The 15368-nt window shown below is 38.4% G+C and carries 8 protein-coding genes and 5 pseudogenes; 12 read left to right on the forward strand and 1 reads right to left on the reverse strand.

Features of this window, described 5'->3' with window-relative positions; all coding sequences use genetic code 11:
* Positions 1-169: 169 nt before the first annotated feature.
* From QNJ50_RS25690 to QNJ50_RS25700, 3 pseudogenes are all read left to right on the forward strand, one after another.
* Positions 170-2398: pseudogene (locus QNJ50_RS25690) on the forward strand (AAA-like domain-containing protein); the annotation flags it as partial.
* A 41-nt stretch (positions 2399-2439) separates the two neighbouring features.
* Positions 2440-2595, forward strand: a pseudogene (locus tag QNJ50_RS25695) (ISAzo13 family transposase); the annotation flags it as partial.
* Between the two features lie 350 nt (positions 2596-2945).
* Positions 2946-3181: pseudogene (locus tag QNJ50_RS25700) on the forward strand (DDE-type integrase/transposase/recombinase); the annotation flags it as partial.
* A 378-nt stretch (positions 3182-3559) separates the two neighbouring features.
* Here QNJ50_RS25700 and QNJ50_RS25705 read toward each other — a convergent pair.
* Positions 3560-3730: pseudogene (locus tag QNJ50_RS25705) on the reverse strand (transposase); the annotation flags it as partial.
* A gap of 474 nt (positions 3731-4204) precedes the next feature.
* Between QNJ50_RS25705 and QNJ50_RS25710 the strand changes: the two are divergent.
* The 9 genes and pseudogenes from QNJ50_RS25710 to QNJ50_RS25750 form a co-directional block, all read left to right on the forward strand.
* On the forward strand, positions 4205-4804 hold the full coding sequence (locus QNJ50_RS25710; RefSeq protein ID WP_300641279.1) for a response regulator: 600 nt from the start codon (positions 4205-4207) through the stop codon (positions 4802-4804).
* 242 nt (positions 4805-5046) lie between these two features.
* Entirely contained in the window at positions 5047-6012 is a 966-nt protein-coding gene (locus QNJ50_RS25715) for a mechanosensitive ion channel domain-containing protein (protein ID WP_300641281.1), read from the forward strand.
* A 240-nt stretch (positions 6013-6252) separates the two neighbouring features.
* Positions 6253-7536, forward strand: a complete 1284-nt coding sequence (locus QNJ50_RS25720; protein WP_300641283.1) for a hypothetical protein — start codon at positions 6253-6255, stop codon at positions 7534-7536.
* Positions 7537-7650: 114 nt separating this feature from the next.
* A complete protein-coding gene (locus QNJ50_RS25725; protein WP_300641285.1) occupies positions 7651-9285 on the forward strand; it encodes a pentapeptide repeat-containing protein in 1635 nt (544 codons plus the stop codon).
* Between the two features lie 122 nt (positions 9286-9407).
* Positions 9408-10133, forward strand: a complete 726-nt coding sequence (locus QNJ50_RS25730; RefSeq protein WP_300641287.1) for an RNA polymerase sigma factor — start codon at positions 9408-9410, stop codon at positions 10131-10133.
* 703 nt (positions 10134-10836) lie between these two features.
* Complete coding sequence (locus QNJ50_RS25735) at positions 10837-12309, forward strand: hypothetical protein (protein WP_300641289.1); 1473 nt, start codon at positions 10837-10839, stop codon at positions 12307-12309.
* A 275-nt stretch (positions 12310-12584) separates the two neighbouring features.
* Entirely contained in the window at positions 12585-12809 is a 225-nt protein-coding gene (locus QNJ50_RS25740; RefSeq protein ID WP_300641291.1) for a hypothetical protein, read from the forward strand.
* Between the two features lie 123 nt (positions 12810-12932).
* Positions 12933-14186: a TAXI family TRAP transporter solute-binding subunit gene (locus QNJ50_RS25745; RefSeq protein WP_300641293.1), complete on the forward strand. Its 1254-nt coding sequence runs from the start codon at positions 12933-12935 to the stop codon at positions 14184-14186.
* A 109-nt stretch (positions 14187-14295) separates the two neighbouring features.
* A pseudogene (locus QNJ50_RS25750) lies at positions 14296-15368 on the forward strand (Globin domain protein); the annotation flags it as partial.

Here is a 15368-nt window from a genome sequence, read left to right on the forward strand (position 1 = left end):
TGAAAATGTTCCATCTTTAGGGACAATTATTCGGGAAAAATCTTCTTCTAACCCATTTGGTTGGTCATGGATGCCTCAATAACCCTTACCCCGAAATTTTGAGGGGATACATCAAAAGAGTATAAATTTTAGTAGAAAGGCAGAAAGATATATTAATGCTTGTGCTGCATTGTTAACTACTCCACAACATAATTTCTACTCTTCTCTTTCCTTTCTCGCCCATCACCATAATTGTAATATAAATCAACAAAAAGAAATATTAGAAAAAGTAGAAAAAAATCAGGAAGATATGAAACTATGGGCTAGTCATTGCCCAGAAAACTTTCAAAATAAATACGATTTAGTAGAAGCAGAAAAAGCAAGAATCTTAGGACAAAATTGGCAAGCACAAGAACTGTATGAAAAAGCAATTCAAGGTGCTAAAAAATCTGAATTTATCCATGAAGAAGCCATAGCTTACGAACGAGCTTCTGAATTTTATTTCGCACTGGGTAGAGAAGAATTCGGTAAATTGTATTTGAGAAATTCCCATCATTGTTACAGCCGTTGGGGAGCAAAAGCTAAGGTCAAACAGTTAGAACAAGAATATCCCCAGTATTTATTAGCAGTAACAAATCAAAACAAATCTAAAAGTATCCCTACAACTACATCTACCAGTGAAACAAATGGAGAATTACTCGACTTAAACACAGTTATTAAAGCATCTCAAGCAATTTCTGGTGAAATTAAGCTAGAACAACTCCTGGAAAATTTAATGAAAATTGTAATTGAAAATGCAGGGGCACAAAAAGGTTTTTTAATTCTCAATCATCAAGGTAGTTGGGTTATCGAAGCTCAAGGAACAGTAGATAGCGATAAAGTTACTATTTTGCAATCAATTCCGATAGAATCTATAAATTCAGAAACATCAACCTCTATCTTACCTACTTTCGTTATCAATTATGTCGCCCGCACTCAAGAATATATTGTTTTAAATGATGCAGTCCATGAAGGACAATTTATTAACGATCCTTATATTATTGCTACAGAAAGTAAATCAATTCTCTGTACTCCTTTACTTAATCAAGGTGAATTAAAAGGAATTGTTTATTTAGAAAATAATTTAACTACAGGTGCGTTTACTTCAGGGCGAATCGAACTTTTAAATATACTGTCAGTTCAAGCTGCTATTTCCATTGAGAACTCAAGGGTTTATCAAAACTTAGAACAAAGGGTAGAAGAGCGCACTCATGAACTTTCACAAACGTTAGAAATTCTCAAAGCCACTCAAGCTGAACTGCTGTTTGAAAACGAGTTACTCAGAAGTAACGAACAACCTTCGAGCTTTGAGTATCAAGTCGGGGGAAGTTTACCTATGGATGCTCCCACTTATGTAGTGCGCTCGGCAGATCGTTATCTCTACAAAGCGTTGAAAGATGGGGAGATTTGTCACATTCTAAATCCTAGGCAAATGGGTAAGTCAAGCCTCATGGTGCGTATGATGCACCACCTGAGACATGAAGGGGTTAGATGTGTGGCAATTGACATGAGTCGTATTGGTAGCGAAAACACTACTCCCGAACAATGGTATAAAGGATTTACCGTAGAACTATGGCGAAGTTTTGATTTGCTAGTTAATCTTAAAACTTGGTGGAATGAAAGACAAGATATTTCTCCCGTTCAACGGTTGAGTCAATTTATTGAAGAAGTTCTATTAGTTGAGATTGGTAATGAAGATGATTCTTCTTCGAGCAAAATAGTTATTTTTATCGATGAAATTGACATCATCTTAAGCTTGAATTTTCCCATTGATGATTTTTTTGCTTTGATTCGCTTTTGCTACAATCAGCGCAGTTTAAATCCAGATTATAAACGTTTAACATGGGTTTTCTTTGGAGTTGCGACTCCTAACGACCTAATTGTCAACTATAAAAGAACCCCCTTTAACATCGGTAAAGGAATTCAACTCGAAGGTTTTAAAGAGCATGAAGCCCAACCTTTACTTCAAGGATTAAATGAGAAGGTGAGCAATCCTCAAGTAATACTCAAAGAAGTGTTATTCTGGACAAATGGTCAACCTTTTTTGACTCAAAAGCTTTGCCAACTCATCCGCAATTCTTCATCCCCTATCCCTAATAATAAAGAAGCCGAATGGATTGAAAATTTGGTGCAAACCAACATCATCGAAAATTGGGAATCACAAGATGAGCCAGAACATTTAAGAACCATCCGCGATCGCCTTTTCAAGAACAAGCAATCTGTTAAAATATTAGAACTATATCGACAAATTTTGCATCAAGGAGAGATTGTTGCAGTCGATAGTTGGGAAGAAAGAGAATTACTTTTGTCGGGGGTTGTCGTCAAGCAACAAGGTAATTTAAAAATTCAGAACCGTATTTACAAATCTATCTTTGTATAAGATAAAATTTCATCAAAGTAAAGTCATTTCTATAAGAAAATCAGCCGGTGATTTCTGTGGATACCAAGAAAAAAGAGTTGATTAGTAACTATAAAAATCGGGGGCGTGAACATCACAAGAAAGGTCAAGCTCCAGAAGTTAAAGTTTATGATTTTCTTGATAAAGAAAAAGGAAAAGTTGCTCCCTATGGTGTCTACATTATCGTGTGTCCGTCAGCTTATCCCTTTCATTACAAAAGGGCATTTGCTTCTGACACAATCCCGCCACCTTACTGATTTATAGCTAGCAACCTACTCAGATTAATTTTCTGAGAACCAGCAAGGGGTTAATTCGTTCCTATTAGTCATTGGTTTGAATCCTTAGAGTCTGTATATCCACTGGTATGAACTAAGAGTGTTTATTAATACTGAGTCACAATCGAAAAATTGTGTCATATTTTACCTTTTGGGTTAGCCGTATCAACTTTTTTCACCTGTTTAGCAGGGGAGACTGTGGTCGGGTAGCAGGACTATATCGCTGGGTTCAGTCTTGTTCTGCAGGGTTTTACAAACCAGTCAGATCACACTTGAAGTAAACCAATGACTCATAGCGAGTGGATGAAACATATATAAAAGTTAAAAGTGAATGAAAAATTTATACCGGGCTTTAGATTGTAGTTGTAATATTTTAGACTTCATGTTCAGTGCAACTCGGAATACAAATGCTGCAAAACGCTTTTTGAGTAAGGTTTTGAAGTCTGAGCATAATCGGAAACCACGAGTTATTAATGTGGATAAAAATCCTTCCTTGGTATAATTAGTTGCGAGTATATGGCCCTTCAGTGTATAGGAAAAAACCTACATAATGTTCATATTAATCTAATCAAAAAAACATATTTTCATCGAAAATATTTATGAACTTGATATGAATTTAAAGCTGGATAAAATCGATTATTATAGTTTAGATAAAAATATTAAAGACAAAGAGAATCATAAAATAAGAATTAATGTTCGTGGGGGACCACATAAAGAGTTATTGTCATCAGCACAACAGATATGTTGATGTTTTATAAAATACCAGCAACTGTATCAAGCTCTAGTTTTTATGTTACAAGTTAATCTGCAAGTATTTGTCTCAAAACCTTGTAAACACTGGCTTGCAAATTTTAGAACGGGTCTAATATCACACACTTCCATACTTGTTTGATGCACTATCCTTTGGAACTACTGGCAGTTCCACTGATAGCTTGTTTAAACGACGACGGGACAGTGTGGAGTGATCTGGTACCTTTAACTCTATAGTAAACAGTGATTCTAAAAACCCCTCTGTTTGCCGTCCAGGCTAATGAAATACTGATTGAATCGTACCCATTGTGGCGATGCCTTCGGCTAGAGCCTGCGGCGTCGGCGGAGCCAAAGGTAATGTAGTTAGAGCCTGCGGCGTCAGCAGATCCGTAGGTGACATAGTCAGAGCCTGCGGCGTCGGCGTTAAACCTTACGGTATGGCTGCGCTCACGCCGTAAGGCGCGTCTTTGCCTCTAGCCTCTGCCCTACGGGCTTATCGCTATTTCACTGTAATAGTTGGAAGCTCCCTTTCGTCCTGTTTTCTATTCGTGAAGCCATTGCTTAATTACTTCCTCATTAACCCAAAAGGTAATACTGCCTCGTTGTTTGAGTGCCGCATCGTATTCTTTTCAGTTGCGAACTTTGTAATTAGCCTTGGCTTGCGTCCTCATTGTCTAAATCAAACAAAAGTGAATAAGTAAAATTTACCATTTTTCCTATTCATGCAACAAAGCCATAAATAATTAATGGAGGATCTAGTCAGATGTTTAACTATTCTCAAACATCAGAAATATTTGGAAGGTCTAATAATCTCTTGCATTTAAAAAACCTCGATCGCTATACTGCTTCAGATTCAAAAACGGACACTATTGTGATTGCTGACGAAGATCCCGAGGTGCAAGACGCTTTATCAGTAGCTGTTCGACAGTGGGCACAAGATGAACAAAGAAATGTGAAAACAATTATAGTTTCAGATGGACAACAAGCAGTAGATTATGTACAAGCTACTGATAAAAACCCACCCTTTTTGGTAATACTTGACCTACGTATGCCCAAGAAGAATGGACTCCAATCAGCTAAAGAGATTAATAAGCTTTTTCCGCAAATCCCAATTATTATGACTGCATCACATGATGAGAATGATCAACAATTAATCAAACAAGCTGATGATTTTGACAATCAGAATTCCCACATCGGCTTTATTATTCGCACTAACAGTCTTCCTCTCTTAAAAGTAACCTTGGAGTCGGAAATCAAAGAAGTCTTTTCAGGTAAGAAGCGAGCCCAGGAAAATTCAGACTTATTCAACACGTTTCAAGGTACTCTTAGTCAGCTATTAAGTAAGGTAAGTGGAACTTTTTAAATTCCTCTCCACCCACCTAAATCCCTAATGGTTCTAGAAGATTATCAAAAATCCGGTGTATTTGTAACTCGTACACCCCGACATAAATAACTCGCCAGTTTAGGCACAGTCCTGAAAGGACTGTGCCCCCTCCCCCCAAAGACTTTTGGTTTACTCAATAACTAAAAAAACTGGTGGGTTATTTCCGCCCCTCGGCACTAGTAAATTATGTTATCAAATTCGTATGTAAGGAGAAATTGGAGATGGAATTAACCCTGATGTCAGTTACTAAGGCTCTAATTACTGGGCTAACCTTAGGAGCATTATATCTTATTGGTAATCCCTATATTCGTAAGTTAGGTAGTAACGGCAGGGCGCTTGCTTATGTACTAAGTATTTTTGCTTGGCCAGGTATTCTGGTGGTTTGTCTTGCAGTCGCCGAAATTCACCTTGGTTTGCTGGTCTCTTTAACCGGTGCATTAGCTTTTGGTTTTTCTTTTGGTTCTAAGCAAGTTGTGGAAAATGTCGCTACCGTAGTCTTAAACTTACGAGATGATGTTTATCAAGTAGGGGATATTATTGGTTTTCCTGGTGATAATGATTTCTATCAAGTTGCTGCAATTAAAACTTCTAGTGTCAAGCTAGTTTCAATGGGGGGACATGCAGGTCGTATTCTCAACGTTTCTCCTAGCGCACTTGCACAAAAAGAATTTATTAACTATACCCAAGATGGTCATGGCACTTTGTGTAAATGGATTTTCCCCATTTCTTTAAAGGCTCAGATTGCCCAACCGGGTATGGGAGATATGACCAATATGGAAGATACTCTACTTAGGGCAGCTAAAGAGGTTCAAATTTGGATTATTCAGAATACTAAACACCCAGATGCCAAAGCGACCTTTGCTGCCGAAGCTGGTAAAGACAAAGGTCGTCAGGATGTTCCTGCTGGAGTATTTTTGACCAAAGTAGAAAAATTTATTCATCACTATGTTGTTGCTCTGTGGGTTCCAGGAGTTGAAATTTATAAAGTTGCTTCTATTAGTAATGAGCTACTTCATCGTGCTTGGTATTACGCAGTTGAATATCATAGCTTAGAGCTAGCCACATCAACTACTACAGATGATACAGATATGGTCGAAGCGACTCAAGCTATCGCTCTATCTCTCAGGGAAGGATTGGGTCACATGAATGGCTTAAATGAAAATCAACCCTTTAAAACCAAGGTTTAAGCTTATCAACTGCATATATCTGGAACAGTTACAAGTAACTGTTTTTCTTTTGCTGAGTATTAGACATCTCCGAAAAAGAATATAAAAGCCTTATGTAGTCAGGGGTGATATCTCATTTCTGGAGATGTCTATTAATTATCAATTCTCAAATATAAGATTTTTTCAGGGACAGACTACCGCCAACTAGAGAAAAACTTACTAATTTTTGTTGTTTTTTGTTAAACGATGAACTTGAAAAAGATGAATGTGAAAAACAAGTTACTGTGGAAAATTTCCAACGTTTGTTCTCTTATCCTAGCAGCTTCGATTGTTAGTGTTTGGTGTTTGGTGGAAGCTCGTTACGATCCGAATATTGGTCAGTTGACTAACAAACAACAAATCGATCAATATTTGCAAAGTAAAAATATCGATCCCAATAAGACTATTCCTACTGGAATTTTTATTCAATCGTTAATGTTTACAAGTTCGAGTAATGTTAATCTGACGGGATATGTTTGGCAACGATATAAAGATGATGATCGCCTTATAGAAGAGGATGACAAGTGTAATATTATTTTTCCTGAAGCTGTAGAATCGGGATCAAATGTCGATCTAAGGGTTGCCTATGAAAAACAAATAGGTCAAACTTTAATCGTTGGATGTTACTTTGAGGTTACCCTAAGACAGCGTTTTAACTATTCTAAATATCCTCTCGACCATAAAACAGTTTGGGTGCGAATGTGGAATCGAAAATTTAATAGCGATCGTATTCTCGTTCCCGATTTATCTGCTTATAGAGCAACAAGGGAAGAAGATGCATTTGGCTACGACCGAGAAATTGTTTTGTCAGGTTGGAAAATCAAAGAGACCTTTTTTAATTATCGGGATTTTGACTACGATACCAATTTTGGAATGGGTTATAAGATTCCCGAACGCGGTAAGCCGGAACTCTTTTTCAATATTGTTATTAAAAGAAAATTTTTGAATGGATTTCTAATTCATGTTGTTCCAATTATCGTCGTGGCGTTGTTACTCTATGGTGCATTGATGATGATGACGGAAGACATTGGTATGGCGCAAAAATTTGGGCTCAACACATCGGCAACAATCAGTTTTTGTTCCGGTCTGTTCTTTATTTTGCTACTTGCTCAAACTCAACTGCGCGAGACATTTGCAGGGGCTGGAATTGTTTATATTGAATATTTTCATACGCTAATGTACCTTGCTGTTTTGGCGGTATCTATCAATGCTTATTTATTTGATTGTGGAGGAAAATCATGGCTAGTGCGTTGGATTCGGTATCAAAATAATATATTACCCAAAGTTCTATTCTGGCCGGTGGTGTTAAGTATGTGGGCTATCGTGACATGTTTTGTATTATTACCTGAAGAAAAAATATCTCAGGAACAGGTCTTCTTACAAGAAGCAGAAGCAAATTGCTTAAGTTTTTGTTCCCTAAAAGTTACATCTGCAAGCCAAAAAACATCCCACAATTCTCAAAAACACTCTGATAGTGAAAAAGCACATGACCTTCTACAAGCTTAAGTAAGTTAGATTTATTGTCGTTAGTTTCTTTGACCAATTGCTAATTTTAGTATGGGAATTATGATTCCAAAATCTGTGTGGCTGTTGATATTACTTGTTTATGTCTAAGAATTTATGTCTACAAACTTCTCAGGTCAAAACCTCCAAAATCGTTCTTTCAAAGGTCAAAACTTAGCTGGTGCCAATTTTTATAATGCAGATATTCGCGGCGCTAATTTTACTGGTGCGAATCTACAGGGAGTAAATTTTATTAGCGTAAAAGCTGGTTTGCAAAGATATTGGATGATTTTTTTGGTTATGATTTCCTGCTTACTGTCGGGAATATCAGGATTTTTATTGTTGTTTAATGGGATTGTCACATCCTATATATTTTCTACATCAACTATTGAATATCGAGTTGTTGGCTGGATATCAGTGGTTGTGACAATTATTATTTTTGCCATTATCCTTAGCCAAGGAATAAGAGCTTTAGCTATAGCCTTTACTGCAGCCATAATCTTCGCTTTTGCGTCAGGGGGAGCTATAACCGTAGTTTTTACTAAGAGCGCAGTTTTTACTATTGCAGGAGGTGGAGCCATAGCTTTCGCAGGAGCAGGAACTGCAGCCTTTGCTGTAGTTGGAATTGTAGCTTTCGCGGTAGCTGGAGCCACAGCCTTTGCTGGAACCGGGGTCTTCGCGATTGCTGCAGGGGTCACCATAACTCCAGCAATCGCTGTTACTGCTGTTGCTGCTAGAACTGCAGGTGTAGCCGGAGGATTAGCTGGAACTGTAGCGATCGCTGGATCAATAATAGGTACTTATATTAGTTGGCGAGCAATCAAGGAAGATCAAAAGTATACTTTAGTACGTAGGATTGCGATTACCTTCGCTGCTTTTGGCGGTACAAATTTCCATAATGCAGATCTAACAGATGCTGATTTTACTGGTGCAATTCTGAAAAATACAGATTTTAGCCAAGCCAAACTAACCCGTACTCGTTTTTACTCAAATAAAAAAAGTCACTGTGTGAAAGTTGACGATACAATATTAGCTGACCGAACTGTTCTCAATTTACTCTTCACTGGTAATGGTCGTGGGAAATCTTATGCTGGTGCTAACCTTAGAGGTGCAAATCTCCGAGGTGCGGATTTAAAAGAAGCAAATCTCAAAGATGCTGATATTAGAGAAGCTACCTTCCAAGGGGCTTGTTTGGAATGGGCAAATTTAACTTTCACTACTGCTATGGACACTAATTTTACTAATGCTCTGATGAGTGGTGTTTGTATTGAAGGCTGGAATATTCAAAGTACCACTAAGTTAGATAATGTAGATTGTCGCTTTGTCTACCTGCGAGAAAATCCCAAACCTGGAACTGATGACAGGGAACGTCGTCCTAGTAGCGGGGAATTTCTCCCGGCGGAATTTACCAAGTTATTTGCAGACATTTTAAATACTGTTGATTTAATTTTTCAAGATGGTATTGATTGGAATGCTTTGATTGCGGCTTTCAAAAAAGTGCAACTAGAAAATGGAGATACTGAATTAGCGATTCAAAGTATGGAAAGTAAAGGTGATGGGGTAGTGGTTGTCAAAGTTGCTGTCCCTGGTGATGCGAATAAGGAAAAAATTCATAATGATTTTATGCAAAATTATCAAGTTGCATTGCGAGAAGAAGAAATGGAAAAGGATTTGCTGCTCGATAAGACTGATAGCTTACTTTCAAAAAATGAAAATACCTCAATAGTCACGCGATGGTATCCAATGCATTAGTTATACCATGTTTGCTAGAAATTAATTCTCAACACCTATGAGTATTCAACTTTTGGTCGTTATAGACGCGGTCTGTTGTGAATAGCGCGTAGCCTTATATCGTTTACTGAACTTAATTAATTATGGTTAATAATCAAATGGTTGCAATTCCCGAAACCTTTAATCCCAATGATTTTTGGCAATCATGGCAGGAATATCGAGATTACCTCTATGCTCGCTGTCTCAAGTGGATGGGTGGTAACTCCATGGAAGCTGAAAATGCGCTCAGTCGGGCGATGCTCAAAGCTTGGGAGAAGATGCAACAGTATGCTGGGAAAATCACCAATTTAAAAGCTTGGTTGACGAGACTGACTCATAACCTCTGTGTGGATATTCATCGAGAGCACAATCGTGGTGCGAATAGGGTTGAGGATATAGAAGCGATTCCAGAGGAAAAAGCGTTGGTATCTTTTGAAGATACACCTTTTAGGGTTTTGGAGATTGAGGAGAAAAAAATGGCGATACGGGGTGCGATCGATAATTTACCGATAAGGTTGCGGGAAACATTTATTTTGCACTTTTATCATCAGCTTTCTCATCAAGAGATTACTGAAAAGCAGGAAATTGCTTACGCGAATGTTTGTAAGCGAATATCCCAGGCGCGGAAGATTTTGCGAGAGCAGTTAAGGAAACATTTTATAGAGGAGAATGAGACTGATAACGAAAAATCAAATCAGACCGAGGATGTTCAAATTGAATCCAGTACATCAATTTCAGTTGTAGGAGATAAGAATCAAAAAGAAGCTCTCAGCTACCAATCTTCTGCAAATGTACACCCTGAGAATTTAGATGAGCGAGTAAAAATGTAATTAAACAAATTAGCGAGGAGAAGCACCAAGAGGAGTTAGGAGAACTACCAGAACTGAAAAAGTTCTTAATCTCTCAGTTACAAGTAAATAATAGCGAAAATATCAACCAGGCGCACATTACCCATTCAGGCTTCGGGGAAAGTAGCGCCACCTGGTTGTTGCGTTTTGCGTTACCAATCATGGGGTAAAAATGGCACTTATTGGTACAACAACAATTTATATGTTACTAAACCAATTTTTCCAACTTGATAAACCAAAAAATTGAGCAAGTATAAGCATTTAGACAAGGCTGGAACCCCTGCTCATAAGTAGTTATAATAATTACACAAAGGACAAAGTTGAGTGGACTTGTACGATAACCTCAACGAGAAAAAGTAAGTCAAATAATAAATGGAGTATGTTCTCCTAATTAAAACGCGAAGACATTTTCTCTTGTTTTACCCCCTATTTTCCTTAACCGAACAGTATTGGTATAGATCCTAGGGTTGCAGCCAGGGGCATTTCGTAAGAATAAAGCTGCAACGGAATTCGGAGGAGATGGAGTCAGGATTAGTCGAAGGGTTCAGCGTTCGGGCGAGATATAAAGAGTAGGGAAAGAAGGATAGAAGAACAATTCACACATTCGGTTTGGAGTTCGTCTTAAGTGTAGAACGAAAACCAGCAGAGTAAATAAAATCTATACTCTGCGACGTACAAGGAAAGTATGGAAACAGGTCCATGTACAAGTCTATCCACCCAGAAAATCATTCAGAAATGGAGTCAAATATTGCGTACCTTAAAGATAAATAACGAAACAGAAATAGAATCGTACGTGAGGTATGACGATCTAGCCAGGATCGCAAAAGTGGTCGCCGACAGGAATGTAATACTAACAATCCGCGAAACAGGTCGGGCAGCAGTACAAAGAATTAAGCAAGACCACCCGTGTAAACCTCATCAAGTGTTGGAGAAATCGATATCGAACAAGAAAGACCGGTGTGTCGGCCTAAGTGAGGCGGAAGTGAAACAATGGGAAGGTTTAATAGGGCATAGAGATAGACCCAAGCCAGAGGGCGGTGGCATCGAGGTCAAGGGAATTCGGACGCAGAAGACGCACAGGTGCGGCAAAGGAGAGGAAGATTGGTTCACCTATATCGGTCCAGTGGGCGAGAAGTATACCCCCCCAGAAGAAGAGACGGAACCGGCCTACAAATCCTGGGTCACGAAAGCGGCGATAGCAGCAGATGAAAGCAAGGTGCCAGAAGACGCATTGACGGGAGATTACGACATCCACGAAATCATGTACGGAGAGCACGCAGGGGCAGTCCTACCAGGCACGTTAGTACCGTCAGATAGCTACGACGAAGAAGAGCTACTCGCGGCGTTAAACCTAGCTTGCGGAGAAGGACGTAACAAAGGCGGTCATGTATTCATGCACGGACCGCAACATTCGTATGTACCGCACGTAAACACCACGGGTTCGGAGTCGTTAGCCATGACAAAGGTACCGCTGCTGTACGACACCCCGCTCCTACTGATCGGTAAGCTACCAACGAACGCAGTAAATAGTTGGCTGTCCAGAGAGGACAGGGGCAGCGCATTGATCGAATTTACTAACGGCGCAAAGGTGCACGTTGTGATGATAGAGAACGAGTCAGAGGTGGACAAATTATACAAGGCAATGGGCAGACCGGGCTGGGCGAGGTACAGTACGGTATTCCAAATGCTACATGTCTACAAAACAAACCTAAGCAGTCTCTCGGCAGGGACCGGGGAGCCAGGGACCCGAGCCCGCCAGAAGTTGCTCGAATGGGATTTATGGTGTAAAGCGGTAAGCAAGAACATCCAAATGTCACAAGGTTTAGTGGATGAATACAGAAGTCGCGTCGGCGAGGGCTCAGGCACGTACATGAAGATGGAGCAGTTAATGTATCAAACAGTACCACGTGTGAATGTTGTTGAAGTAAGCAAGATGACAGCAGAGGAGAAAAGCCAGGTAGCAGTAGAGATGTACAGGGAGATTGAGCGACTATTGGGGACCTACGCAACATATAAGCAGATGAAGACCACGGGGACAACAAACCAAGGGAAAGCGGAACTAGCATACATCAGTAAGTTGAAATCGGACGTACAGGTAAGGCAATTACCAAAAGCAGCTAGGGCAAGTGATGTTCATCCAAAACCTTGCAGAGATTAACAACCCGCACTGCAAAATCAGGCGTTGCATAAATGAGGGATGAATTTAAAAAATTTATCCGGCTAGTCTAGCCCCCTAAATCCCCTATTATGGGGGACTTTGAGAGATATTTCCCCCCAAAAAAAAATTTGGGGGGTTAGGGGGGCAAAATCATCCCCTAATTAAGCAACGCCCAAAATCAAATGTCCTGTCTGTAACTGGTATCATTTCATTCATTTTGAATTACTATACCCGAGAAGGCTTACGCCAATAAACTTTTTCGGTGATTAGCGTTTATGTATAATTTTAAAATCCCCAAAAAATATATATTTATTGCTATAGGTACAGCAATTGGAATTTTAAGTATCCTATTCATTAGTAACTTAGTTTCCGAGAACATATTACCCAAAAAACTCAAAATCGCAGCAGGTAAAAAAGATGGAGAAAGTTATATCATTAGTGAAGCGATCGCCAAGGTTGTTGCAGATAAAACCGGAAATATCCAAATAGATGTTTGTTAAACAGATGGGACGGACGATAACCTCAGAGCAATAGAAGGGAAAGAGTTAGAAGGTAAGAGAAAAGAATGCGAACCCGGTCAAGTCGATTTAGCAACAGCACAAGCAGATCGTTTATCATCAAGTATGCCAGTTCGTTCCATAGCAATACTTTACGAAGATAACCTGCAATTACTTGTTAAACCTGAAAAGTTAGGATTTGATTCGGAAAACTTGGAGCAAAAATTTCAGTTATCAGATCTCAACGGAAAAATAATTGTCACACCTAAAGGTAGCGGACAACGACAATCTCTAACTACTATTTCAAAATATCTTGATTTTTCCCCCAAACATTCAGATAGCAGTACCACAGATGAGGGAGATGCTTTATTTTATATTCGGAGTCTGGGTAATCAAAAAATTTCACAGTTGATCCAAAAAGGTTGGCGACTTGTATCTATAGAAAATGCATCAGCTTTGCAAAGTAGGGGATATTACTACTATAGAAAGTCAAAAATTCCTAAAAACAACTATAAAATCGATCCTCAAGAAGAAATACAAACAATTGCTATTGACAGATTATTGTTAGCACACAAAAATGTTCCAGATTGGGCGATCAAAAGAATTGCAGAAGTCCTAGATAAGCATAATAAAGAAATCGAAAATGAAATTGTACGCAAGAATAAAAAAGCAGTCGCTTCCCTAGTAAGAAACATCAAAAAACCTGATAATAATCTAGACGTTAACATACATCCGGGAGTGGATGCTTATTATGAGTCAAAGGAAGACTCTGTGATTGCAGAAAAAGCTGATTTTATTGCTGTGATATTGACAATTATTGGTCTAATGTATTCAGGATATTTAAACCTCAAAGATTTACAAGCAAATGAAACAATTAAGCAGGTAATAGATTTAATTCAGCAATCTTTAGATGAAGTGAATCAAGTAGATGAAGATTTAAATTTACAACTAAAAAAATTATTTCAGCGATATAAAGAAGTCAATTTAATTTTCGAAAAAGCTAGTGTTTCTTTAGATAGTCAAGGATTTTATGCATTTAGTGAAGTATATAAATCAGCAAGGGAAATAATAGAGAAGGAAATTGAAGAAAAGCAAAGAAGAATTTCATCGGGTTATGTTCAGGAACTAGTAGATTTCCTCAAAACTCAAAAAAACCCCGAGCAAATGTCAAAAGAGCTAGAAAAAATGTTCATCGAGAGAGCAAGCAGCTTACTCAAAGATGAAATATTTTCTCGGGAATCATTTCAAACATTTACTGAAGCTTATGACATTGCTAGATACACAATAGAAGGGAGAAAACAGAATGACTCAAATGACAAAGTTATTTTAAATGGTTCAAATAGTCTAAATGGGTATAAAGTAGTTTTCCATAAAACTTAAAGAATGGCAAAAAGCTACTGGTTTTTCTATAGAAGAATTGGGATGTGAATCGTCTGAAATTCCTGGTAATTAACTTATTGAGAATTTTATAATTGGGGAGTTAATCACCATGTTTGGGCTAAATCGCCTCACTATTAAATCTAAACTACAGATTATGCTGCTGGTTGTCAGTTTGGGGTCGATTTCAGTGGTAGGTTACATAAATTGGAGTAAAACCAAAGAAAGTCTAACAAAACGCATTTTTGAACAGCTTACCAGTGTTCGGGCTTCTAAAGCTTACCAAGTTGAATCTTATTTTAAAACTGTGCATCATCACATTGAAACCCTTTGTGAGGATCGCATGGTAGTATCTGCAATGATTGAGTTTAAACAGGCATTTGCACAACTAAATCAAGTCTCTGTTGCACAGGATTGGGATCGAAAAATTGCAGCTTACTACAAGAAAGAGTTTTTACCTCGACTTGCAAAAAATATTATAGGTACGCCTGTGTTTGAAACCTATCGTCCCATAAGTTCCCCATCTCGCTATCTCCAATATCACTACATTGCTAATAATCCCAACTCTGTGGGTAAGAAATATAAATTAGAACAAGCAGAGGATGGCAGTAACTATAGTAGGATTCATGCTAAATATCATACTCTATTTCATAATTTAATTAAAAAGTTTAATTATTATGATTTATTGCTGATTGATAGCAAAACTGGCGATATTATTTACTCAGTTGATAAAGAGACAGACTTTGGTGTCAACTTAGAACGAGGATCATTACGTACCAGTAATTTGGCAGAGGTGGTTAAAAAAGTTCGAGCCAATCCTGGCCGTGGAGCGGTTCAAATGGTTGATTTTCAGTTCTTCAAACCCTCTTACAACGCCCCTGCAGCTTTTATTGCAGGTCCAATTTATGACGGTAATACAGAGGTAGGGATTCTCGCCATTGAATTGTCTGTGGATGAAATTAATAACGAATTGACTGGTAACCGCAACTGGAAGCGAGACGGTTTAGGCGATACAGGAGAAACCTATCTAGTAGGAGCAGATTTATTAATGCGTTCTGTAGCTCGTCCTCTACTAGAAGATAGAAAATCATATTTAAAGAAGTTACGCGATCGCAACATAAAAGATAAGACTATTGAGCAGGTTATAAAATTAAACACATCCATTCTCTTGAAAAAAGTAAATAC

Origin of the sequence: Mastigocoleus sp. MO_188.B34, from assembly GCF_030065675.1 — a bacterium.
Lineage (GTDB): Bacteria > Cyanobacteriota > Cyanobacteriia > Cyanobacteriales > Nostocaceae > Mastigocoleus.